Annotated in this window: 22 protein-coding genes; 9 read left to right on the forward strand and 13 right to left on the reverse strand. The window is 70.5% G+C overall.

What is annotated here, in order from left to right:
• Positions 1-91 precede the first annotated feature (91 nt).
• Positions 92-1,681: a hypothetical protein gene (locus GUY59_RS21710; RefSeq protein ID WP_201761168.1), complete on the forward strand. Its 1,590-nt coding sequence runs from the start codon at positions 92-94 to the stop codon at positions 1,679-1,681.
• On the opposite strand, the gene GUY59_RS21715 is transcribed toward GUY59_RS21710, so the two are convergent.
• Both GUY59_RS21715 and rsmI read right to left on the reverse strand, forming a co-directional pair.
• The gene (locus GUY59_RS21715) at positions 1,575-3,119 is read right to left on the reverse strand and encodes a dolichyl-phosphate-mannose--protein mannosyltransferase (protein ID WP_138201772.1); all 1,545 of its coding nucleotides are present in this window, start codon (positions 3,117-3,119) and stop codon (positions 1,575-1,577) included. The two genes, GUY59_RS21710 and GUY59_RS21715, sit on opposite strands and share 107 nt — an antisense overlap.
• A 52-nt stretch (positions 3,120-3,171) precedes the next feature.
• A complete protein-coding gene (gene rsmI / locus GUY59_RS21720; protein WP_252374996.1) occupies positions 3,172-4,020 on the reverse strand; it encodes a 16S rRNA (cytidine(1402)-2'-O)-methyltransferase in 849 nt (282 codons plus the stop codon).
• Between the two features lie 77 nt (positions 4,021-4,097).
• On the opposite strand from rsmI, the gene GUY59_RS21725 reads away from it, so the two are divergent.
• The 3 genes from GUY59_RS21725 (at position 4,098) to GUY59_RS21735 (ending at position 8,071) form a co-directional block, all read left to right on the forward strand.
• Positions 4,098-5,735: a dolichyl-phosphate-mannose--protein mannosyltransferase gene (locus GUY59_RS21725; RefSeq protein ID WP_138201770.1), complete on the forward strand. Its 1,638-nt coding sequence runs from the start codon at positions 4,098-4,100 to the stop codon at positions 5,733-5,735.
• A gap of 113 nt (positions 5,736-5,848) precedes the next feature.
• Positions 5,849-7,051, forward strand: coding sequence for a hypothetical protein (locus tag GUY59_RS21730; RefSeq protein WP_171055420.1), 1,203 nt, complete (start codon positions 5,849-5,851; stop codon positions 7,049-7,051).
• An 87-nt stretch (positions 7,052-7,138) separates the two neighbouring features.
• Positions 7,139-8,071 (forward strand): DUF5996 family protein, encoded by a 933-nt coding sequence (locus tag GUY59_RS21735; RefSeq protein WP_138201769.1) that lies wholly within the window; start codon positions 7,139-7,141, stop codon positions 8,069-8,071.
• A 253-nt stretch (positions 8,072-8,324) separates the two neighbouring features.
• Here GUY59_RS21735 and GUY59_RS21740 read toward each other — a convergent pair whose 3' ends face one another.
• Both GUY59_RS21740 and GUY59_RS21745 read right to left on the reverse strand, forming a co-directional pair.
• A complete protein-coding gene (locus GUY59_RS21740; RefSeq protein WP_138201768.1) occupies positions 8,325-9,569 on the reverse strand; it encodes an RNA polymerase sigma factor in 1,245 nt (414 codons plus the stop codon).
• Positions 9,570-9,989: a YciI family protein gene (locus GUY59_RS21745; RefSeq protein ID WP_138201767.1), complete on the reverse strand. Its 420-nt coding sequence runs from the start codon at positions 9,987-9,989 to the stop codon at positions 9,570-9,572.
• Between the two features lie 138 nt (positions 9,990-10,127).
• Between GUY59_RS21745 and GUY59_RS21750 the strand changes: the two genes are divergently transcribed.
• Positions 10,128-11,102 carry an alpha/beta fold hydrolase gene (locus GUY59_RS21750; protein WP_330849189.1) on the forward strand — a complete coding sequence of 325 codons (975 nt, stop codon included), beginning with the start codon at positions 10,128-10,130 and terminating at the stop codon, positions 11,100-11,102.
• Here the strand turns inward: GUY59_RS21750 and GUY59_RS21755 are convergent.
• On the reverse strand, positions 11,035-12,018 hold the full coding sequence (locus GUY59_RS21755) for a helix-turn-helix transcriptional regulator (RefSeq protein ID WP_138201766.1): 984 nt from the start codon (positions 12,016-12,018) through the stop codon (positions 11,035-11,037). The genes GUY59_RS21750 and GUY59_RS21755 overlap by 68 nt on opposite strands.
• Before the next feature lie 88 nt (positions 12,019-12,106).
• Between GUY59_RS21755 and GUY59_RS21760 the strand changes: the two genes are divergently transcribed.
• Complete coding sequence (locus GUY59_RS21760; RefSeq protein WP_138201765.1) at positions 12,107-12,595, forward strand: VOC family protein; 489 nt, start codon at positions 12,107-12,109, stop codon at positions 12,593-12,595.
• 247 nt (positions 12,596-12,842) lie between these two features.
• On the opposite strand, the gene pip is transcribed toward GUY59_RS21760, so the two are convergent.
• The 3 genes from pip to GUY59_RS21775 all read right to left on the reverse strand — a co-directional run bounded on the left by pip (position 12,843) and on the right by GUY59_RS21775 (position 14,676).
• A complete protein-coding gene (gene pip, locus GUY59_RS21765) occupies positions 12,843-13,802 on the reverse strand; it encodes a prolyl aminopeptidase (RefSeq protein ID WP_138201764.1) in 960 nt (319 codons plus the stop codon).
• 173 nt (positions 13,803-13,975) lie between these two features.
• The gene (locus GUY59_RS21770) at positions 13,976-14,368 is read right to left on the reverse strand and encodes a RidA family protein (RefSeq protein WP_138201763.1); all 393 of its coding nucleotides are present in this window, start codon (positions 14,366-14,368) and stop codon (positions 13,976-13,978) included.
• Positions 14,369-14,403: 35 nt separating this feature from the next.
• Positions 14,404-14,676, reverse strand: a complete 273-nt coding sequence (locus tag GUY59_RS21775; protein ID WP_138201762.1) for an antibiotic biosynthesis monooxygenase — start codon at positions 14,674-14,676, stop codon at positions 14,404-14,406.
• An 88-nt stretch (positions 14,677-14,764) separates the two neighbouring features.
• Between GUY59_RS21775 and GUY59_RS21780 the strand changes: the two genes are divergently transcribed.
• Both GUY59_RS21780 and GUY59_RS21785 read left to right on the forward strand, forming a co-directional pair.
• Positions 14,765-15,364 (forward strand): TetR/AcrR family transcriptional regulator, encoded by a 600-nt coding sequence (locus GUY59_RS21780; RefSeq protein ID WP_161714645.1) that lies wholly within the window; start codon positions 14,765-14,767, stop codon positions 15,362-15,364.
• Between the two features lie 149 nt (positions 15,365-15,513).
• On the forward strand, positions 15,514-15,876 hold the full coding sequence (locus tag GUY59_RS21785) for a peptidase inhibitor family I36 protein (RefSeq protein ID WP_132330867.1): 363 nt from the start codon (positions 15,514-15,516) through the stop codon (positions 15,874-15,876).
• Positions 15,877-15,894: 18 nt separating this feature from the next.
• Here GUY59_RS21785 and GUY59_RS21790 read toward each other — a convergent pair whose 3' ends face one another.
• The 3 genes from GUY59_RS21790 to GUY59_RS21800 all read right to left on the reverse strand — a co-directional run bounded on the left by GUY59_RS21790 (position 15,895) and on the right by GUY59_RS21800 (position 19,344).
• Positions 15,895-17,346, reverse strand: a complete 1,452-nt coding sequence (locus tag GUY59_RS21790; protein ID WP_252374995.1) for an N-acyl-D-amino-acid deacylase family protein — start codon at positions 17,344-17,346, stop codon at positions 15,895-15,897.
• Between the two features lie 203 nt (positions 17,347-17,549).
• Complete coding sequence (locus GUY59_RS21795) at positions 17,550-18,413, reverse strand: TIGR03560 family F420-dependent LLM class oxidoreductase (protein ID WP_138201759.1); 864 nt, start codon at positions 18,411-18,413, stop codon at positions 17,550-17,552.
• Between the two features lie 85 nt (positions 18,414-18,498).
• The gene (locus tag GUY59_RS21800; RefSeq protein WP_252374994.1) at positions 18,499-19,344 is read right to left on the reverse strand and encodes a CPBP family intramembrane glutamic endopeptidase; all 846 of its coding nucleotides are present in this window, start codon (positions 19,342-19,344) and stop codon (positions 18,499-18,501) included.
• A 45-nt stretch (positions 19,345-19,389) separates the two neighbouring features.
• Here GUY59_RS21800 and GUY59_RS21805 point away from each other — a divergent pair, with 45 nt between their 5' ends.
• Positions 19,390-20,016, forward strand: a complete 627-nt coding sequence (locus GUY59_RS21805; RefSeq protein ID WP_138201758.1) for a TetR/AcrR family transcriptional regulator — start codon at positions 19,390-19,392, stop codon at positions 20,014-20,016.
• A gap of 76 nt (positions 20,017-20,092) precedes the next feature.
• Here GUY59_RS21805 and GUY59_RS21810 read toward each other — a convergent pair whose 3' ends face one another.
• Positions 20,093-20,914 carry a GON domain-containing protein gene (locus tag GUY59_RS21810; protein ID WP_201761170.1) on the reverse strand — a complete coding sequence of 274 codons (822 nt, stop codon included), beginning with the start codon at positions 20,912-20,914 and terminating at the stop codon, positions 20,093-20,095.
• A gap of 226 nt (positions 20,915-21,140) precedes the next feature.
• Entirely contained in the window at positions 21,141-21,545 is a 405-nt protein-coding gene (locus tag GUY59_RS21815; RefSeq protein ID WP_201761171.1) for a hypothetical protein, read from the reverse strand.
• Positions 21,546-21,741 lie beyond the last annotated feature (196 nt).

Here is a 21,741-nt window from a genome sequence, read left to right on the forward strand (position 1 = left end):
CCTTCAGTTAAGGCTGTTCCAGTCAACCATCATGCCCTGTGCCCGAGTGTGGTCGGGTCAAGACCCGAAAACGACTGGCATTCTTTACAGCATGGTGAGCGTCGCGGAGATTACCCCTGTGGACCACTCCGCTCCTGGCCCGGCAGCCCGTGCGCTGTCCATGTTGCGCCGGCATCGGGTGTTCGCCGCGGCCTTCGGCGTGGGTGCCGTGCTGCGGCTCATCACCATGCTCGGCTACGGCCCGGCCATGTGGTTCAACGACTCGTACGAGTACGTATCGGTGGCCCTGCACCCGAGGCCGCACCCGATCCGGCCCGACGGCTACGCCTTCTGGCTGATGTTGCTCAAGCCGTTCCACAGCTTCACCCTGGTGGTTCTCACGCAGCACCTGATGGGCCTGGCCACGGCCTGCATGATCTATGCGCTGCTGCGCATCAAGTTCAGGTTGCCGAAGTGGGGGGCCACGCTGGCGGCCGCGCCGGTGTTGTTCGACGCCTACCAGATCCAGCTTGAGCAGCTGGTGATGTCCGACACGATGTTCATGTTGCTCGTGGTCGGCGTCATCACGATGGTGTTGTGGAAGCGGCGGCTGACGTGGAAGGCGGGGGTCGTCATCGGCCTGCTGCTGGCGCTGACGTGGCTGACTCGCTCGATCGGCCTGCCCATCCTGGCGCTGGTGGTGCTCTATCTCCTGGTCATGCGCACGGGCTGGCGGCCCATCACGGCCGTCATCACGGCCTGCGCGATCCCGGTGCTGGCCTACATGGGCTGGTTCGCCTCCGCGTACGGCAAATTCGCCATGACCAACAGCGACGGCCTCATCCTCTACATGCGCACGGCCATCTTCGCCGACTGCAACAAAATGGACATCGACAAGTACAAAGAGGTGCAGCTGCTGCTGTTGTGCATCAACGACCCGGTCAACCAGCGCAAAGACTACGCCCAGTGGTATCTGTGGGGTCAGGGCAACGGCGACGGCACGGGCACCGGCGAGGTGCTGCACCGCTGGGGCACCAACAAGAAGTTCAGCGAGATCACCAACGAGGCGGCCAGCAAGTTCGCCACGCGGGCCATCCTTTCGCAGCCGGGCGACTATCTGCAGGTGGTGGTGCGCGACTTCTTCCGTTCGTTCCACTGGGCCCGGCCGCGTTTCCCGGACGAGTCGACGTACAACATGTACCAGTTCAAGCCCTACTACGAGATCGACGCGAACGGCCAGCCCAAGCGGCTGCCGAGGTGGTCGTCGTACCAGGGCGGCCGCACCGACACCGACGCGTTCAGCTACGAGCAGGGCCCGCCCGAGACGAGGATCGTGCACCCGTGGGCCGACATCATGAGCGGCTACCAGAAGGTGTTCTACCTGCGTGGCATCGTGCTCGGCGGGATCCTGCTGATCGGCCTGTACGGCGTCGTGGTGCGGTGGCGCAAGTTCGGCGGCCCGGTGGTGCTGCCGTGGCTCGGCGCGTTCGGGCTGCTGCTGGCCCCGGCCGCGACGGCGGAGTTCGACTACCGCTATGTGCTTCCGGCCGTGCCGCTGGCCTGCATCGCGGCGGCGATCACGCTGCGCAGGGGGGTCACTTCGGCGCGACGGTCACCCAGGAGCGCAGCAGCATCCTGGCCCACCACTCTGCGTGTGCGATGGTCTCGGCGGTCAGCACAGGGTAAAGCCACCAGAAGTTGACCAGGGCGATGAGCGCGAACGCGCCCACGACCGCGGTCCCGAACGCCCTGCGGGCGGGCGGGGCCGCCGCCTTCCCCAGGATCAGCCCCGCGACCAGCACGAGTGCCAGCACCATGAACGGCACCACGGGGATCATGTAGAAGAGGTACATCGTGCGGTTGTCGGCGATGGCGTAGTAGAACCACGGCAGCCAGCCGACCGCGTAGCCCGTCAGCACGGCCCCGGCCCGCCAGTCGCGGGTGTTGAAGTACCACACGACGAGGGCGATCAGCGCGAGCGCGGCCCCGTACCAGATGGCGGGGGTGCCGGCCCCGATGACGGCCTGCGAGCACTTGTCGGCCCCGCACGCCGACGGCGGCAGGTCCCCGTCGTAGTGGAAGGTGACGGGTCGCAGTAGCAAGGGCCACTGCCAGGGCTCGGACATGTACTGGTGGTAGGTGTCCAGCCCGCTGTGGAAGCCGAGCACCTGCAGCTGGTACTGCAACCACGACCGCACCGAGTCGACCACGAAGAACGCGGGCCCCGACGAGGTGGCCTGCGCCCAGTTGCGTCCCCAGCCGTCCGCGCTGACGAACCATCCGGCCCACGACGCCGTGAACGTCGCCGCGGACACGAGCGCCATCGCCCCGAACCCGCCGGGCAGGTCGTACGCCAGCGCCGCCCTGATCGACCGGCGTTCGCCCAGCGCCCGCCTGGCCCCGATGTCCCATATGAGGCTCATGACGACGAACGCGAGCAGGAAGAAGACGCCCGACCACTTGACGGCGCACGCCGCGCCCATGCAGAGGCCCGCGGCGATCCGCCAGGGTCTGAGCCCGAGCCGCGGCACCACGCCGGCGGCGGGCGAGCTCTCGTACCAGGCGACCAGCCGTTCCCGGGCCTGGTCACGGTCGGCCACCAGGCAGGCGAACCCGGCCAGCACCCAGAACATGAGGAAGATGTCGAGCAGTCCCGTGCGCGACAACACCAGGTGCAGGCCGTCGAGGGCCAGCAGCAGGCCGCCCAGGCAGCCGAGCAGCGTCGAGCGGGTCATCCGCCGCGCCACCCTGGCCATGAGCAGGATCGACAGGGTCCCGATCAGCGCGGCGGCGAACCGCCAGCCGAACGGGTTGAGCCCGAACAACCACTCGCCCGCGCCGATCATCCACTTGCCGAGCGGCGGGTGGGCCACGAACGACGCGCACTCGGACGGCTGCGCGCACTGCTTGAAGATGTCCAGGTTGCCGGCGATGAGGCGGCGGTCGGCGACGGGGTTGTCGGCGTCGCCGAGCATGGTCCGCTCGACGCCGTAGGTCAGCAGCGAGTAGGCGTCCTTGATGTAGTACGTCTCGTCGAAGACGACGGCCTTGGGCTCGCCGAGCCTGACGAACCTGAGGATGCCGCCGAAGATCGCCACCACGATCGGCCCCAGCCACCCCAGCAGGACGCCGTCCTGCATGGGAGGGATCAGTCGACGCGGTGCTGCCCCCCAATTCCTCACGAAGCGCACCTTATGGTGTCGCTGATCTCCTGTGCACCAGATCGTAAAGCTCACGCTTGGGGACGCCCGCCCCCTTGGCCACCTCGGCGACGGCGAGCTTGCGCTGCGTCCCCTCGGCTACCATCCGGTCGACCTGCGCGACGAGCGCGTCCATGTCCTGATCCTCCGCCCGCGCGACGTGGCCGGCGACCACGACCGTGATCTCGCCCTTGACTCCTGACTCCGCCCACGCGGCCAGCTCGCCGAGACCGCCCCTGCGCACCTCTTCGTACGTCTTGGTCAGCTCGCGGCAGACCGCCGCCTCGCGGCCGGGCCCGAACGCCTCCGCCATGGCCGCCAGGGAGCTCGCCAGCCGGTGCGGCGCCTCGAAGAAGACCATCGTGCGTTCCTCGCCCGCCAGCGCGGCCAGGCGGCGGGCACGCTCGCCCGGCTTGCGCGGCGGGAAACCCTCGAAGCAGAACCGGTCGCTCGGCAGCCCCGACACGGCCAGGGCCGTGGTGACGGCGCTCGGGCCCGGCAGCGCGGTGACCGTGACGCCGGCCTCGACCGCGAGCCTCGTCAGGCGGTAGCCCGGGTCGGACACGCCCGGCATGCCGGCGTCGGTGATCACGACGACCGTGCGGCCCTCCCGCAGCACCTCGACGAGTTCCTGGGCCCGGCCCGCTTCGTTCTGGTCGTAGTAGGACACCACCCGGCCGGCGATCTCCACGCCCAGCTCCGTGGCGAGCCGGCGCAACCGCCGGGTGTCCTCGGCGGCCACCACGTCGGCGCCTTCGAGCGCCTCGCGCAACCGCGGCGAGACGTCGCCCGCCCGGCCTATGGGAGCCCCTGCCAGCACCAGCCTGCCGTCACCAGTCACCTGGCCATTGTGGCAGGCTATCCCTATTAGACGGTGTTTCTGCATGGCTTTCCGCTGAGGGCCCGTACGATGGCCGAATGGCGGTGACCGACTCCTCGTACCAGGCCTTTGACGACTCGGAGGCCTGCGACGGCCAGCACGAGACCGCCCGGTCCGTACGCGATCGGGTGCTTCCTCCCATGCGCGGCAGCGTGATGTGGGGCTGGCTCGGCCCGTTGCTGGTCACCGTCTTCGGCGGCGTGCTCCGCTTCCTTGATCTCGGCCATCCCAAGGCCGTGGTGTTCGACGAGACGTACTACATGAAGGACGGCTACTCGCTCATCACCTGGGGGGTCGAGCGGGTCGCGGTCAAGGACGCCGACAAGGCGATCATCGCCGGCGACACCGGCGGCATCTGGCAGTCGTGCACGGCCGAGACCCTCGACAAGTGCGCCTCCTATGTGGTGCACCCGCCGCTGGGCAAGTGGATGATCGGCGCGGGCGAGTGGCTGTTCGGGCTCAACCCGTTCGGCTGGCGCTTCGCCGCCGCCCTGATCGGCACCCTGTCGATCCTCATCCTCGCCAGGGTGGCGCGGCGGATGACCCGCTCGACGCTGCTCGGCTGCTTCGCGGGACTGCTGCTGGCCCTCGACGGCCTGCACTTCGTGCTCTCGCGCACGGCGCTGCTCGACATCTTCCTGATGTTCTGGGTGCTGGCGGCGTTCGCGTGCCTGGTGACCGACCGAGACCAGGCCCGCGAGCGGCTGGTCGCGTGGTACGAAAGCTCGCCCCTGTCGCCGCAGGGGCCGTCGCTGGGCATCAGGTGGTGGCGCATCGCCGCCGGCGTGTGCCTGGCCTTCGCGATGTCGGTCAAGTGGTCGGGGCTGGCGTTCGCGGTGGCGTTCGCGATCATGTCGCTGATGTGGGACTTCGGGGCGCGCAGGGCCGTGGGGCTGCGCAGCCCGTACATGGGGGCGGTCAACAAGGACGTGCCGCAGGGGGCGCTGGCGTTCGTGGCGGTGCCGTTCGTGGCGTACATGGCCACCTGGGCGGGCTGGTTCGTCAACGCCACCGGCTACGGCCGCAACTGGGACCAGGCCACCTCGGCCGGGCCGATCTACTTCGTCTTCGACTCGATGCGGTCGTGGGTCCACTACCAGTGGCAGGTCTTCACCTTCCACAGCGGGCTGGAGACCTCACACCCCTACATGTCCGAGCCCTGGCAGTGGCCGCTGCTGCTGCGTCCCGTGGCCTTCTACTACGAGGCCAAGAAGAACGCCTGCGGCGTCAAGGACTGCTCGGAGGCGGTGCTGGGCGTGGGCACGCCGGTGATCTGGTTCGGCGCGGTGGCGGCGCTGGTGGCCCTCATCGCGTGGTATGTCTCATCCCGCGACTGGCGGGCCGGCGCCGTGCTGCTGGCCTACGGCATGGGCTGGCTGCCGTGGTTCTACTTCGCCATCGCCGGCAACCGCACCATGTTCCTCTTCTACGCCATCCCGATGGTGCCGTTCATGATGCTGGCCATCACGCTGTGCGCGGGGCTGCTGATCGGGCGCGCGGGCAAGAGGCTGCCGGGAATCGTCTACTATCGCCGTCCTCTCGCGGCAGCCGCCGTCGGTGCCTTCGCCCTGCTCGCGCTGATCAACTTCTGGTGGCTGCACCCCGTCCTGTCAGGTGAGCTGATCCCGTACACCGAGTGGAAGGCCCGCATGCTGTTCGAGAAACGGTGGATATGATCACGTTTTTGTCGGCTCCATAGTGGTCTCTTAGGGCAGTCGCAGTGGAAGACCCGATACGCACCGCATTCGGACATCGTCAGGTCCGGGGTCGATACGGCAAACTTCGAGGCATGAGTGCACCGGATGTCACCGCCCTTCTCGCCGAGTTGGAGCGCTCTCAGCCGGACCTTGCCGAAGAGGCCAGGACCGCCGTCGAATGGTTGACGGGTGGGGAGCCGCTGGAGACGGTAACCCAGCTCGACGTCTGCGAGTTTCTCTGGTACACCCTGCCGATCAAGGTGGGGCCGCTCAAACCAGGAGGCGACCACGAGCGCCTGGCCCGTTCGCTCGGGCAACTGCTGCGGCTCGGAGGGCTGGAGCGGTACGCCGACCTGTGCACATCCCCCACGACGATCAAGATTCTGCGCACGTACGAGCGCGAGGGCGAGGACTCCGGCGCCAGCGCCTACCAGCAGGCGCTCGAGGCCACAGGCGTGCTCCCGCCCGACGTGCCGGAACTCCAGTGGAGCATGATCATGGGCCCTGAGGAGCTGGGCGCCCACCTGGCTTGCTCCGCCGCGCTCGAGCTGGCCATCGTCGCCCGCGCCAACGTCGACCGCACCGCGCTGACCCGCCGCTGGCTCACCGAGCCACGGGCCGAGCTGGGCGGCGACAGCTGGCTCAACCGGGTGCACGGCGAGCGGCTCAACCGCTGGGTGCTGGGCCGCGGCCCGGCCAGGCGGGAGCTGGCCCAGCCGTTCGAGGTGCGCCTGCACGCGCCCGTGACCCCGCAGCCCCTGCCCGCCCTGCACCGGCTGCTCTCCCTGGCCGCCGCCTCGGAAGGCAGCCTGCCACTGCGGCTCGCTCCGTCGCCGGAGGCGCTCAGGCTGCGCGAGCTCGCCGAGCGCGAGCTGGGGGCGATCAGCCGCGACGGCGCCAAGCTGATCATCACCGACTACGGCAAGCGGCTGCTCAAGTCCCCGAAGACGATGTGGAGGGCGGTCACCAAGCTGCTGCTGGCCAGGGGCGAGCACGAGTTCGAGGTGTCGGCCCGCGAGGCAGCGCTCATGCTGCTCGCCGACGGCATCCTGATGTCGCCCGCCGAGCTGCGCGAACGGGTGGCGGAGGTGGTCGGCGGTGAGGGCTGGCATCCCGCGACGAGCCTGGAGGACGTCTCCGCGCCCGTGACCGATCTGGTCGCCCAGCTCACGGCGCTGGAGCTGGCATACAGCGACGAGCTGGCGGTGCGGATGCGCCGCCCTGGCCAGCTGGCCGCGCTGGCGGCGCTGCGCGCGCACGCGCTGCGGCCGAGGAAATACGTCAGCTCAGGGTGAACTCCGGCCTCCGACCACGACCCCGGAGAGCCATTCGAACACGTACGGTAGCTACGATAGCCGGGGAAGCAGAGAAGGGGGGCCGTCATGGAGCTGTTCCCTGCCATGCCGCTCGCCGAGTGGACGGAGGCCAAGGAGACCTTTCACCGGTTCGCGCAGATCGTGGGCAAGATCCGGCTGGCTTCGAGCAACCGGCGCAACCACTGGTGGCAGGTGCCCTTCCACCCGACCGGGAGAGGGCTCACCACCCGGCCGATGGGCGGCCTGGGCGAGCAGCCGCTGTTCTGCGTCGACTTCGACCTCGTACGCCACCGCCTGGTGATCGACGTGCTCGACGGGCGCACCGCCGAGTTCAGCCTGATCGGGCGGTCGGTGGCGTCGTTCCACGACCGGCTGTTCGAGACCCTGGCCGGGCTGGGCATCCGGCCCGAGATCTGGGCTGTGCCGTTCGACATGGGCGACGACACGCCGTTCCCCGAGGACACCCTGCACGCCCGCTACGACCCGGTGCTGATCAACCGTTACTGGCGGGTCCTGTCGCAGGTGGTGCAGCTCCTCGACCGTTTCGCCGCCGGCTTCGCCGGGAAGACGAGCCCGGTGCACCACTTCTGGCACACGTTCGACATCGCCGTCACCCGGTTCACGGGGCGCGTGGTCAGGGTCTCGCCCGACACCGACCCGGTGACCCGCGAGGCCTACAGCTGGGAGGTCATCAGCTCGGGCTTCTGGTTCGGCGACAAAGAACGGCCGTGGCCGGCGTTCTACTCCTACACCGCGCCCGAGCCCGAAGGGCTGGAACGCGAGCCGCTGCGGCCCGCGCAGGCCGAGTGGCTGCCCGCCAGGGGCAGCCACCTGGCCGTGCTCCGCTACGACGACGTGCGGGGCATGGAAGAGCCGGTGGCGGCGGTGCTGGAGTTCCTCGACAGCGCCTACCTGGCGGGCGCCAAGCTGACCCGGCTCGACACCGACGCCCTGGCCTCGCCGGGCGGCGTCACCGATCCCTACTACGGCAAGGCCTGAGAAGCGTGGAACGCCCACCCTCCGAGGAGGGCGGGCGTTCCACGAGTGCGTACCGGTGTGCAGGTCGCCTCTCGGCGAAAGGCACAACGCGGCTCCAGCCGAACGGTATTCCGCGAAGGCGATAGGTGAGGCCCGGGGACACTGATCACACCGGCCACGCGATGTATAACCCCGCCAGGCAGCCGGACATTCCCCGGCACCCTGATTTTCCGAGCGGCTCGGCAACGGGCAGCGACCCACCGGGCCGGGCCCGTCAGGCGGGCGGGCCGGGCTTGAGCCGGGCGGCCCTGGCCCGCAGGTAACGCTCCTGAGGGCGGCTCATCGCGCGACCGGCGGCCTCGTCGTACGCCTCGATGGCCGCCACGTCGTCGCCGGACATCTCCAGCAGGTGCGCCCGGACCGCGTACAGCCGGTGGTCCCCGGCGAGAAGGTCGTCGTGCCGGAGGCGTTCGAGCAGGTCGAGGCCCGCCTGAGGGCCGCGGGCCATGGCCACGGCGACGGCGTGGTTGAGCGCCACCATGGGGTTGCCGGACAGCTCCAGCAGGCGCTCGTACAGTGCCACGATCTGCGGCCAGTCAGTCTCCTCCGCGGTGGGCGCCTCGTCGTGAAGGGCCGCGATCGCCGCTTGGAGCTGGTAAGGGCCGGGCGTGCGGCGGGAGAGCGCGGCGGTGACGAGGGCGATGCCCTCCTCGATGGCGGCCGCGTCCCACAGGCCGCGGTCCTGCTCGGCCATCGGTATGAGGGCGCCGTCGGGGCTCGTACGCGCCGGTCGCCGGGCATCGGTGAGCAGCATGAGCGCGAGCAGCCCGGCCACCTCGGGGTCGTCGGTCAGCTGGTGGTGGACCACGCGGGCGAGCCTGATCGCCTCCGCCGCCAGCTCCGCGCGCTGCAGGTGGGGCCCCGAGGAGCTGGAGTAACCCTCGTTGAAGATCAGGTAGAGCACGTGCAGCACCGCGCCGAGGCGTACGGACCGCTCGTCCTCCCCGGGCAGCCGGAACGGCAGCCCGCTCCGCTTGATCTGTTCCTTCGCCCTCGTGATGCGGCGCGTCATGGTGCCCTCCGACACCATGAAGGCGCGGGCGATCTCACGCGTGGTGAGGCCGCCCACCGCGCGGAGCGTGAGCGCGATCTGCGAGGCCGGAGCGAGCGACGGGTGGCAGCACATGAAGAGCAGGACCAGCGTGTCGTCCGCCGCCGGGGCGACCTGGTCGGCGGCGGGCGACAGCCGCTCCTCCGGCAGCGTCCATGTCTCCTCCCGGCGCCGGCGTGCCTGCTCGCTGCGGAGCAGGTCGGTCAGCCGCCGCGACGCCACGGTGATCAGCCAGGCCCGCGGGTTGTCCGGCACGCCCTCGCCCGGCCACTGCAGGGCGGCGGCGAGCAGCGCCTCCTGCACGGCGTCCTCGGCGGTGGCGAAGTGCCCGTACCGACGGACGAGCGCGCCGAGGACCTGCGGCGCCAGCTCGCGCAGCAGGTCCTCGGTCGCAGGATCGCCCGTCACTCAGAAACCCATGTCGGCCGCGGAGTCGATGACGGGCCTGACATCGGCGTAGGCGTCGTCGTAGGCGCCGCCGGGGTAGGGGCACTGCCCCAGCCGGGCGGCGATCTCGGTGGCCCGGTCGAAACTCTCGCACTCGACGATCCAGTAGCCCGCGAGCACCTCCTGGGTCTCCGCGTACGGTCCGTCGGTGACGACCGGACGGCCGTCCTTCGAGTGCAGCCTCCTGGTGTGCACGGGCGCCGCCAGCCCCCGGGTCTCGACGAGCTCCCCCGACTCCTCCAGCTCCTTGTTGAACTCGGTCATGAACGTGACCATCGCCTCCACGGCCTCCGAGGTCCAGGCGGCCTCGTCGCCGGAGTCCTTGCCCGACAGCACGTCGTAGTCACGCTGCGAGCCGTACGACAAGATCATGTACTTCATCGTGGTGGGTCCTTTCTCCGTTGCCTCTCGCCGGGGACGTCGGAGCGGAGGCCGCGCACCGGACACCTTCCGGAGAAGATTCACACGAGCGCGCCGCCGCCGTCCACGCTCATGCCCCTCTGAGGCACCATCGAAGGCGTGCCATACGCAACCATCGGCGGCGTCAAGCTGTCCTACCAGGTCCGCGGCGCCGGACCGCCTCTCGTGCTGCTGCAGGGCCAGGCCAACGACCACCGCTGGTGGGACCCGGTACGAGCCGACTTCGCGGCCGCGTACACCACGGTCACTTTCGACTACCGGGGCACCGGCCACAGCGACAAACCCGACGAGCCGTACACGACCCGCGGGTTCGCCCTCGACGTGCTGGCCGTGCTGGACGAGCTGGGCGTACGGCGGGCGCACGTCTACGGCACGTCGATGGGCGGGCGGGTGGCCCAGTGGCTGGCGGCCGGCCATCCCGAGCGGGTCGGGGCGCTGGTGCTGGGATGCAGTTCGCCGGGCGGCGCCCACGGGTTCGAACGGGGCAACGACGTCCGCAGGTCACTGGCCCAGCCGGACCGGGCGGCGGCCGGGCGGGCGCTGCTGGAGCTCATGTACACACCCGCCTGGCTGGCCACGCATCCCGGCCCGCACCGCACCGTCGGCGACCCGGACATGCCGGCGTACGCGCGGCGCCGCCACCTGGCCGCGAGCGCCGGGCACGACAGCTGGGACGCGCTGCCCGCCATCACCGCCCCCACCCTCGTCGTGCACGGCACCGACGACGTGCTCAACCCGGCGGCCAACGCGCCGCTGCTGGCCGGACGCATCCCGAACGCGCGGCTGCGGATGGTGGAGGGGCGCGGCACGCGTACTTCGAGGAGTTCCGTAAGGTGGCGAGCCCGCTGGTGCTGGAGTTCCTGGCCGGCTCGGCCTGAGTGCGGCCATGATGCGTGGTCGGTGAGCAGGTGCTCGGCGGGCCCAGTCATCGGCGAGGACCAGCGCGTGATGGGTGTCGGGGGTGGCGAGCTGGGCCACCCACGTGGCAGTCCAGTCCTCGATGGGATCAAGGCTCGCCGGTCGGGGAGTCCCCGCTCTGCCGGGCAGGCAGGGCATGGCCGGCGGCCCGGGTGAGGCGGGCGGACAGGGCTCGCAGTTGTGCGGTCAGTTCGGCCGGTTCGTGTACCTCGAACTCGCAGCCCAGCGCGAGCAGTCGGAAGGCGAGCCAGTCCAGGGTGTCGGCGTGCATGCGCAGCCGGCAGGTCCGCTCGTCCTCGCCGACGACCCCGCCGAGCGCCCTGACGGCCTCCGTGCCGGGGGTGTGCAGCGTGACGAGGGCCTCGTACGTGGGGGCGGTGGAGTAGAGCCGGTCCGCCACGTAGGCGGCGGCGTCGGCCGGCGGCTCGCGCGGCGTGATCCTGGCCCCTGTCCGTAGCAGATCGGCGATGCGGTCGATGCGGAAGATCCGCCAGTCGTCGCGGTCGCGATCGTGCCCGAGCAGGTACCACCGCCGGCCGGCCGCGACCAGCCGGTGTGGGTCGACCACCCGCCCACCGGTTCTGCCGTCGTTGGTCCGGTACGCGAAGCGCACGCGTTCCTCGCCCGTCACGGCCATCGACAGGGCGGCGAGCAGTTCCGGGTCGACCTCGGGAGCGCCGGGCACGGGGAGCGGCACGGTGGCGGCCCCCAGTGCGCCGACGCGGTGACGCAGGCGGGCGGGCAGCACCTGTTCGAGCTTCGCCAGGGCGCGTACCGACGCCTCCTCGATGCCCTGCACCGGGTGCCGGGCGGCGGTGGACAGGCCGACGGTGATGGCCACCGCCTCCTCGTCGTCCAGCAGTAGCGGCGGCATGGCCGTGCCCGCGACCAGCCGGTATCCGCCGTCGGCGCCCATGTTGGCCTCGACCGGGTAGCCGAGGGCGCGCAGGCGTTCGACGTCGCGGCGGACCGTGCGGCGGCTGACGCCGAGCCGATCGGCCAGTTCGCCGCCCGGCCACTCGCGCGGGGTCTGGAGCAGGGACAGCAGGGCCAGGAGGCGGGATTCGCTCATGACTTCCAGCTTGCCTGACATGTAGGACAGGTCCTGACCTACTGGGCGTTTAGCGTGGTGGACACCTACCCGCAAACCAGGAGGAACCATGACCGTCAGCACGACCCCCGAGGGCTACACCAGCGTCACGCCGTGGATGATCGGCCACGACACGGCCGGGCTCATCGACTGGCTGAAGGCCGCCTTCGACGCCGTCGAGCTCGGCCGCATGACCGATGCCGAAGGGCGCATCGGGCACGCGGAGGTACGCATCGGCGACGCGGTGGTGATGATGTTCGACGCCAAGCCCGACTGGCCGGACACGCCCGCCTTCCTGCGCCTGTACGTTCCCGACGCCGACGCCGTGCACCGCCGGGCCGTCGAGGCGGGTGGGACGTCGGTCACCGAGGTCACCCATCTGTTCTTCGGCGACCGGGTGGGGCGTGTGCGTGACCCGTTCGGCAACCTCTACTGGATCCAGACCCACATCGAGGACGTCTCCGAGGAGGAGACGCAGCGCCGTCTGGGCGACCCGGAGTTCGTCAAGGCGATGGAGTACGTCCAGAGCGCGGACTTCTTCCCTGGCAGGAACCCCTGAGGCCGCCGATCGCCGGCAGAGGCACGAAGCGGGGAAGGATTGGACGTACCGCCGGCCTGGTTGCCAGGTTGCCGCTTATGTCCAGCCCAAGCACGGGGGTGAGGCACGGCGATGCGGTCGTCGGTGCCTGGCCGCGCCTTCCCCCGCCGGCCGTACGAACCCGCGGCTCACCCGACCGACGGGGAGGCGATGGTCACCAGGGGCACCGTCCTGATCCCCCAGATGATCCCGAGCCGCGAGTTCGCTTTCACTTTCCGGCGAACCGGTCGAGAGCCGCGAAGATCGTGTCCCTGAACGTGGGGCTGCCGGTGTGCCCGGAGTCCTCCACCACGACCAGCTCGGCGTCGGGCCAGGCGCGCGTGAGCTCGTAGGCCGTCTCCAGCGGGCCGCCCAGGTCGAGGCGGCCGTGGATCAGCACGCCGGGGATGCCGGCCAGCTTGTGGGCGTCGCGCAGGAGCGCGCCCTCCTCCAGCCAAGCGCCGTTGGAGAAGTAGTGGGAGCAGATGCGCGTCAGGGCCATCACCGCGTCGGCGGGCCGGTCGCTGTAGGCGTTCGGCTTGCCGTTGACCTCCATGGAGATCACGGCGTCCTCCCAGGTGACCCAGTCGGTGGCGGCCTTCGCCCGTACGCTCTCGTCGGGGTCGGACAGCAGCCGCGCGTACGCCGCCAGCACCGCGAACGTGTCACCGCCACGATCGGCCTCGGGCACCCCCTGCAGGAACCGCTCCCGCGCCTCGGGGAAGAACCGCCCGACTCCCCGGTAGAGCCAGTCGATCTCGTAGCGGCGGGTGGTCGTGACGCTCGGGATGACGATCTCCGACACCCGCTCGGGGTGGGTCTCGGCGTAGGCGAGGATCAGCGTCGAACCCCACGACCCTCCGTACAGCAGCCACCTGTCGATCCCGAGGTGCTCGCGCAGCAGCTCCATGTCGGCGATCAGGTGATGGGTGGTGTTGGCACTCAGGTCGGTGGCCGGGTCTGCGGCGTGGGGGCGGCTGCGCCCGCAGTTGCGCTGGTCGAACAGGACGATCCGGTAACGCTCGGGGTCGAAGGTGCGCCGCACGCCGGTCGAGCAGCCCGAGCCCGGCCCGCCGTGCACGACAAGAGCGGGTTTGCCCTCCGGGTTGCCGCAGACCTCCCAGTAGACGAGGTTGCCGTCACCGACGTCGAGCATGCCGTGGTCGTACGGCTCTATGGAGGGATTCAAGGCGGTCCTCTCAAGACGTAACAGTGCTTGGATAAATGTAACAGCACTTAGATATCTGAGGACCGGTCGTCACTGATGCTCGGCGAGCAGGACGTCGAGCCGGCGGAGGTTTGCGCCTGCGCACCGCCTCGTCCAGCCGTCGCGGTGCAGCTCCCTCCACGGCGGCGAGACGCTCATGCGGCGCCGCCGCGCCGGGCGTCCACCTCGATCTCGATCTTCATGCGCGGGTCGGCGAGGCCGCACACGAGCATGGTGGCGGCCGGGCGCACCTCGCCGAAACACTCGCGCAGGACGGGCCGGCAGGGCTCGAAGTCCGCGCGGTCGGGCAGGAGGTAGCGCACGCGTACAACGTCGCGGAAGGTGCAGCCGGCCTCGGCCAGGGCGTCCCCGATGTTGCGCAGGCACTGCGCGGCCTGCTCCACCACGTCGTCGGAGATCGTCATCGTCGCGTAGTCGTAGCCGGTCGTCCCCGACACGTGCACCCGGTCACCGTCCACGACGGCGCGGGCGTACCCGATCCGCTCCTCGAAGGTGGAACCGCTGAGGATCGTGCGTCGCTCTGTCATGGACGGAACCGTACGCGAGGCGGCGGGGGCCGGGGTCAACGGGTGATCAGCACCGTGATGTGGTTGCTCTCGGGCACCACTCCGGCCTGCCGGTGCGCCTCCTTGAGCGCGTCGGAGGCGTAGTGCTGCCGCATGGCCTGCGCGTTCTCGCACTCGAACAGCACGACCGCCTCGTCGGGCTGCTCGGCGTTGACGCTGACGAGCGCCGTGCGCATGCCGGCCGCCGACCGGACCTCGGCCAGGCTGTCGAACGCCGCGCGCCACCGGTCGTAGTCGGTGAACCGCTGACGGACGAGCAGGTACTCCATGATCGAGCTCCAATATATATCTACAGTGTTGAGTTCAACCTAGCCGGAGTGTCCGAGAAATTCAACATCGATGACTATGCTTGAACGAGTGACCACCAGGCCAGGAGGACGCCGGCCGGGCGCGACGCGGACACGGGTCGACATCCTGGCCGCCGCGCAACGGAGCTTCGCCGAACACGGCTACGTCCTCACCACGATCAGGGGCGTCGCCCGCGCCGCGGGCGTCGATCCGGCGCTCGTCCTTCAGTTCTTCGGCAGCAAGGACGGCCTCTTCGACGCCGCGCTCCGCGACGACCCGCCCGTCCGCGCGCTCGTCACGCTCGCCGGCGAGGGCGACCCGTCCGACCTCGGCCCCCGGCTCGCCGCCCGCTACCTGGAGTTGTGGGAGGACCCGCACACAGGCCCCCGAATGCTCGCCGTGGTCAGGGCCGCCACCGCGGCTCCCAGCGCCTCGGCGATGGTGACGGCGTTCATGACGGACGAGGTGATGTTGCCGCTGGCACGCGCCATCGGCGCCGACCAGGCCGAGCTGCGGGCCGCCCTGACCGGCGCCTACCTGTTCGGGGTCGCGAGCGCGCGTTACGTGCTCGGCGTCGCCCCGCTGGCCGCCCTGGACAGGGAGGCGGCGGTCACGTACGTGGCCCCTGTCGTGCAGCACCACCTCACCGGGGACCTCACGCCTCCCTGAGCCGCTGTCACGAGTACGTCAGTTCTCCCCCGCCCCAGGTCACAGATCTTGTATCCCCCAGGCGGACGCGTACCGTGCCGATGCTGCTACAGAATGTGACCGAGCCGCCGGGCAGCAGCCCGCGGCAGCACCGACACGAGGAGAACCGCATGAAGACCACCCGCACGCGGATCGCCACTCTCACCACCGCCATCGGCCTCGTCCTGGTCGCGGGCGCCGGCCCGGCCGCGGCGGCGCCCGGATCGTCCCGGGCGGGTGACATCTGCCTGTGGAGCGGCAGGAACTACACGGGCGCGTCCTGGTGCTGGAACCCGGGCAACGGCTACGTCGACGTGCCGCCGGCCCTGCACGACAACGTCGGGTCGTTCCAGGCCCACGCCTCCGGCTGCTTCATCAACTGGATCCAGGTGCCCACCAGGAAGGAGACGCGCGTCGTCAGGAACGGCGACTACCGCAGGGTCTACGACAACGACTTCGGCGGCCGCATCGACGCGGTGGCGCCCCGCTGCTGACCCGGCCGCCCGCCGGGGTCAAGGACGCAGGACACGGCCTCTGCGCTCGCCCGTGAACTCCCCCGACTCCACCACGACGTGCCCCTCCAGCAGGACGTGGACGATGCCGGACGGGCGGGCGGAGGGGGCGGTGTAGGTGCCGGAGTGGCCGACGGCGCCGGGGTCGAAGACGCAGATGTCGGCCCAGGCGCCGGGGCCGAGCCAGCCCCGCCCGCGCAGGGCGAACTGGTCGGCCGTGGCCGAGGTCATCTTGCGCACCGCCTCCTCCAAGGAGACGACCCCGCGCTCGCGCACGTACGTACCGAGGAAACGGGGGAAGCAGCCCCATGTGCGGGGGTGTTCCAGGCCGACGGGCGCCCCGTTGTCGGAGCCGACGCCGACGAGCGGATCGGCCATGATCTCGGTCATGTCGTCCTCGGCCATCATGGAGACCACCATCGTGGCGGCGGGGTCGGCGGCGATCAGCGCGCACGCGACCTCCCACGGGTCCTCCTCCGTGACCGCCACCAGGGCGCGCGCCCCCGGGTCGGCGGTGACGTCGGCCAGCGTACGGCCCGCGAACGACGGCTCGGCGTGCGCGGTGATCAGGACACCATCCGGGGTGCTGTCCTGCCACAGCCCCGCGCCCGTCCCGCCGGACCCGGCCACGGCGCGCAGCCGGGAACGCTCGCCCGCCTGCGTGAGCACCTCCCGCACCCGCCCGCCGGCCAGCGCCGACGGCGGCAGCAGCGCGGCGAGCATGGTGGCGCCCGCCAGGTAGGGATACTGGTCGCCCCGCGCGTCCACCCCGGCGACGCGGGCCGCGCGCAGTTTGCCGAGCAACATCCCGGCCTGGCCGTGGTTGCGGCGGCCGGCGACCTTGCAGTGCGACACCTGCAGCCGTACGCGGGCCCGCCGGGCGATCTCGACGGCCTCGTCCAGCGCGGCGGCGAGCCCGGCGCCCTCGTCGCGCATGTGGGTCGTGTACGGCACCCCGTACCCGTGCGCGACCTCGGCCAGCGTCACCAGTTCTCCGGTGCCGGCGTAGCTGCCCGGCGGGTAGATCAGCCCGCTGGACAGCCCGCACGCGCCCGCGTCGAAGGCCGCCGCGGCGAGGCCGCGCATCCGGTCGAGGTCGCCCTCGCGCAGCGTCTCGGCGAACCCGGCCACGGCCGCGCGCAGGGTCGAGTGGCCGACGAGCGTGGCCACGTGGTTGGTCGGCCCGGCCGCCGCGACAGCCTCCAGATATCCGGCGAACGTCCAGTCGGGCACGTTCTCGCCCGTCAGCTCCTCCAGCGCGGAGGCGCCGGGCGCGTAGGAGAAGCCGCAGTTGCCGTTGATCTCGGTGGTGACGCCCTGGAGCAGTTTGAACGGCTGCGGCTCCGCCATCAGGGGCACCAGGTCGGAGTGCGCGTGCGCATCCACGAACCCGGGCGCCACGGCCAGCCCCGCGACGTCGATCTCCCGCCGCGCGCGGGTCCGCCGGTCCACGGCGACGACCCGCCCATCCGCAACGGCGACATCACCCACATAAGCCGGAGATCCGAGACCGTCGTACACCGTTCCGCCACGAAGGATGAGATCGACCATGAAGCCACCCAACACTCCACAGATCAGCAAATCTTGTCTTCAGCCACTGAATAAGCCGACTCGGGTTGGTGCGATACGACGAAGGGCCCTTTCCGTCCGTACGCTCAGCGCCCCGTCGGGGTGATGCCGGCGATCTTCGCGGCCAGTTCGGCCAGGTGCGCCAGCCACCGGTCGTCGGCCGCGTCCGGCACGACCACGATGACGTGGTCGATGCCCAGCCCGGCGAGCTCACCGCAGCGCTGGATACTTTCCTCGACGCTCTGGCCGTCGGGAATGCGCATGTGGAGGGTCTTCTCGATGTTCTCGTAGGGCCGTCCCAGTCGCTCGCAGTGGGTCCGCAGCACGCCCAGCTTGTGCCGTACGTCGGCGCCGTACATAAGGTTGCACATGTCGGCGTACTCGGCGACGAGCCTGAGGGTCTTCTTCTCCCCGCTGCCGCCGATGAGGACAGGCGGGTTCGCCTGGGGCGCGTTGAGCGTGCGTCCCAGCCGGTAGTGGCGGCCCTCGTACGGCTCGTCCGTGTCGCTGCCCATCTGCCGGACGATCCGGAGCGTCTCCTCCAGCCGCTCGAACCGCTCCGCGCGCGGCGGGAACGGCAGGCCGAGCCCGCGTGACTCGGGCTCGTACCAGCCGGCGCCGATGCCGAGCACCGCCCGCCCGCCGGACAGCGCGTCGAGGGTGCTGACCTGCTTCACCAGCAGGCCGGGCTCGCGGTGGACGGGGCAGGTCACGAGTGCGCCGAGGCTCACCCGGTCGGTGAGGGCGGCGGCGTAGGACAGCGCGCCGTACGCCTCCAGCATCGGGTCCTCCACCGCCCCGAAGTTGGGGATCTGGAAGAGGTGGTCCATCACCCAGAAGCTGCGCAACCCGGCGTGGTCGGCGCCCCGGGCCGCGGCGGCGAACCTGGAGGCGATGGCGGCGTCGCCGCCGGGCCAGGTGAAACGAGGGCAGGTCAGGCCGAGGTCCATGAATCACTCCTTGATCGGGGCATGAAAAAACCCTCTCGCCTGGATGCGGTCCGAGGCAGAGAGGGCTCCGTGGAGGTCAATTATCTCACACCATTCCCAGCAGGATAGGAGCGGCGTTCACCGCGCCGTGGACGACCAGGAGGGGCCACATCAGGCGGTACCGGCTCCACAGGTAACCGAGGAACAACCCCTGCACCCCTTGGTTGACGAACGCGGAGGCCAGGTCGCGGGGAAGGTCGCCCGTGCCCTGGATGCCGATGTGCCAGGACGCCCAGAGCAGCGAGGACAGGACGATGGCGGGCCAGGGGCCGAGCAGGTGTTCCCATCGGGTCTGCAGCCAACGCCGGTAGAAGAACTCTTCGAGCAGGGCGTTGACGACGAACACCACAACCACGGTGACCACCAGGGTGAGGGTGTCGACGGTCGCCGCGAAGTCGCTGGTCGGCGGGGCCAGCGGGCCCGCGTAGGAGAGGACGAGCCAGGCGGCCACCGGCGCCGCGGGGCCGTAGCGGCGCCAGGCCGTCAACGGCTCGCGTACGAGGGTGACGGGGTCCCGCCTTGACCACCAGAAGAGCGCCGCGGGCACGGCCGCCAACAGTGCGAGCTTGAGCACCGTGTGCGCGGGTTCGCCGCCGCCCGACCACCGCAACGCCACGGCGAAGACCAGCGCCGCCATCAGCAGCACGACCGCCTGAACCCGGACGCCACGCCCTCCCGTCACCCCACCCGGGGGCTCCTTCCTGGGCGGCACCAGCCGTACGAGAGCCAGCCCGGCCAGCACCGGGATCCAGCGGTGCCACATGGGCACGGTGTCGACGTGGTCGGCGGAATAGCGGATGTCGGCGGCTCCGGTCAGCACCAGCCACAGCGCCGATCCGGCGATCAGGGCCAGGCCACCGCCCAGGACGGCATAGTTGATGTTATTTCGCACGCTTGTACTGTATAGGAAACCGTACGACTGTGCTGTAATGGGAGCATGCCGAAGATCGTTGACCACGAGCAGCGGCGCGAGGAGATCGTCCGCGTCGTGTGGCAGGTCGTCAGCAGCGAGGGCATCGAAGGGGCCACCGTACGCAAGGTCGCCGAGGCGGCGGGCATCTCGGTCGGCGGCCTGCGCCACTACTTCGACTCCCAGCGCGGCCTGCTGCTCTTCGCGGCGGAGGCGGTCGCCAGAAGCGTCACCCGGCGCATCACCGCGCGCTACCACGCGGACATGCCCGGCGAGCGCCGCGCCCGGCTCATGCTCGAAGAGCTGCTCCCCCTCGACGACGAGCGGCGGGTGGAGGTCGACGTCTGGCTGGCCTGTCTGCTGCGCTCCCACGTGGACGAGTCGCTGGCGCGGCTGCGCCACACGGGCTGGGTCGGCGAGCGCCACATCTGCCGCCTCGCGATCGCCTCCTGCCACGGCCTGCCGCTGCCCGACCGGCCTGGCCAGGAGCTCGCACGGGCAGATCTGGAGAGACAGGCCGGGCGGCTCCACGTGTTCATCGACGGCCTGACCCTGCACGCGGCGACATACCCGGACAGGTTCACGCCGCAGTCTGTACGCAGGATGCTCCACGACGAGCTGCGCCTGCTGACCGGGACGCCGACGCCGGCGTGACCACGTCTCCGCAGGCAGAGGGGCCCGGCTCCCTCGACCGGGAACCGGGCCTGCCGGATGCGCGAGCCGGGACGGGTCAGCCCAGCGAACGGACCTGCCCATCGGGGCCCAGCACCGCCACCGCCTGGTCGCCGTACTGCACGATGACCCTGCCCTGGCTGCCCTGCCGCCGCACCTGCGTGGTGACGGGAGCGCCGTCGTTCAGGCGCAAACAGATCTGGTCGCGCGTGAAGGACGTGCGGTTGCGTGAGCACCTCAGCTCGAGGTGAGGCGTGCCCGCCTGCGGGTTGAAGGGGTTGTACATCGCCGGGGCCGACGTGATCCAGCCGCAGTAGCCGCCGCCTTGCAGGGCGACCACCTGGTTGCGCGCGCTCACGCTCGCCGACCCGGCGGGGGCGTTGCCGCCCGTGACGAAGGTGTCGCTCACGCGGAACGGCGTGTCACGCAGATCGATGTTCCCCCGGCCGTCGGCCCTGCCGGTGCACGCCATCGCGGCGCCGTACGGCATGCTCGTCACGGTCGTCGAGGCGTGCCGCAGCGAACCGGTGGACGACGCGAAGGTCAGATCGCCGATGTCCACGGTCATGGTGCGGGGGTCGACGCGCAGCCGGGTGAAGGTCGTCCTGACGTTCGTGCCAGGCGAGGCTCCGCCGGCGGTGTACTGCGAGAAATTGACGTCCTGGCCCGTCCTGGCGAGCGTGATGAATTCGGCAGGCGTGGTGGCCATGTTATGGCAGTACGCCGTGAACACGTTTCCGTTGTTGATGAGCAGATACGTGCCGTCCCTGGCGAGCGGAATCGTCCGCCGGACGTCCTGGCATGTGCTGAAGACGGGCAGGGCCGCGGCGTGCGCCGGCACCTGGGCCGCCACCGGCAGGGCGGCGGCCATTACCGCCATAAATGCCGATATTCGGACGTGCTGTCGAGCCATGAGTTTTCCCCTCCAGCTGCGAACGGGACCGTTTGCGTTGGGGAGATTAACAAACACGTCATGGCCCGGACGGCGCGGCTGGGCGCGCGTGGGACAATCAATGGTCAAAACCATTTTAGGCCCCACCGCGGTGAAAACCGGCGCTCCGCAAGAATGTGATTGCGAGCCCGGAGAGAAACTGATTTCGCGCGGCTCAAGCCCGGTGGGCGGACAACAGGACGAGCGCGGCCTGTTCGGCGGCCTCGCCCGCGCCCACCGCATCGTGATGCGCGGCCACGACGGTCGCCCCCTCGACCAGCAGGACCAGTTGGCGGCCCGGAGCGGGCGGGTCGGCGGCTCCGGCGCGGGCGGCGATGCCGGTCAGCAGCTCCAGGTGCCGCCCCAGATGGCGGGCCGTGATCGCGCGTACGGCGTCGACGTGGTGTTGCGCGGCGGCGTTGAGCATCGCGCACCCCCGGAAGACCGGGTCGTCGTACCACCCCTGGAGGGCGTCGAACACCGCGGTGAGCTGGTCGGCGGGGTCGTCGCCCGCGGCGGCCGCGGCGTCGGCCAGCCAGCCAGCCACCCGCTCGCTGCGCGCCCGCAACATGGCCTCCACCAGGCCGTCCCGCCGACCACACCTCGACGGAGGCGACGCCGGCATGGACCGCGATCCTGTACGCCGCCGCCTCCGCCGTCGCCATCACCACCGGCCGTACGCGCACGATCCCGGCACGGCGCTGACGCATCCGCTCCGCGGGGCGCTCCAACGCGCGGATCCCCATCGCGACGGTCTTCAGAGGTGCCCTGAAGCC

Source organism: Nonomuraea sp. K271 (assembly GCF_009908215.1).
Lineage (GTDB): Bacteria > Actinomycetota > Actinomycetes > Streptosporangiales > Streptosporangiaceae > Nonomuraea > Nonomuraea longispora.

What these genes read in the sequence shown, in the direction of transcription:
- GUY59_RS21760 (WP_138201765.1), top strand. Translation starts at nt 12,107, where the DNA reads ATGACCGTCAGCACGACCCCCGAGGGCTACACCAGCGTCACGCCGTGG.
- GUY59_RS21745 (WP_138201767.1), bottom strand. Translation starts at nt 9,989, where the DNA reads ATGAAGTACATGATCTTGTCGTACGGCTCGCAGCGTGACTACGACGTG.
- GUY59_RS21805 (WP_138201758.1), top strand. Translation starts at nt 19,390, where the DNA reads ATGCCGAAGATCGTTGACCACGAGCAGCGGCGCGAGGAGATCGTCCGC.
- GUY59_RS21725 (WP_138201770.1), top strand. Translation starts at nt 4,098, where the DNA reads ATGGCGGTGACCGACTCCTCGTACCAGGCCTTTGACGACTCGGAGGCC.
- GUY59_RS21775 (WP_138201762.1), bottom strand. Translation starts at nt 14,676, where the DNA reads ATGGAGTACCTGCTCGTCCGTCAGCGGTTCACCGACTACGACCGGTGG.
- GUY59_RS21710 (WP_201761168.1), top strand. Translation starts at nt 92, where the DNA reads ATGGTGAGCGTCGCGGAGATTACCCCTGTGGACCACTCCGCTCCTGGC.
- GUY59_RS21785 (WP_132330867.1), top strand. Translation starts at nt 15,514, where the DNA reads ATGAAGACCACCCGCACGCGGATCGCCACTCTCACCACCGCCATCGGC.
- GUY59_RS21770 (WP_138201763.1), bottom strand. Translation starts at nt 14,368, where the DNA reads ATGACAGAGCGACGCACGATCCTCAGCGGTTCCACCTTCGAGGAGCGG.
- GUY59_RS21795 (WP_138201759.1), bottom strand. Translation starts at nt 18,413, where the DNA reads ATGGACCTCGGCCTGACCTGCCCTCGTTTCACCTGGCCCGGCGGCGAC.
- GUY59_RS21715 (WP_138201772.1), bottom strand. Translation starts at nt 3,119, where the DNA reads ATGCAGGACGGCGTCCTGCTGGGGTGGCTGGGGCCGATCGTGGTGGCG.
- GUY59_RS21730 (WP_171055420.1), top strand. Translation starts at nt 5,849, where the DNA reads ATGAGTGCACCGGATGTCACCGCCCTTCTCGCCGAGTTGGAGCGCTCT.
- GUY59_RS21735 (WP_138201769.1), top strand. Translation starts at nt 7,139, where the DNA reads ATGGAGCTGTTCCCTGCCATGCCGCTCGCCGAGTGGACGGAGGCCAAG.
- GUY59_RS21810 (WP_201761170.1), bottom strand. Translation starts at nt 20,914, where the DNA reads ATGGCGGTAATGGCCGCCGCCCTGCCGGTGGCGGCCCAGGTGCCGGCG.
- GUY59_RS21755 (WP_138201766.1), bottom strand. Translation starts at nt 12,018, where the DNA reads ATGAGCGAATCCCGCCTCCTGGCCCTGCTGTCCCTGCTCCAGACCCCG.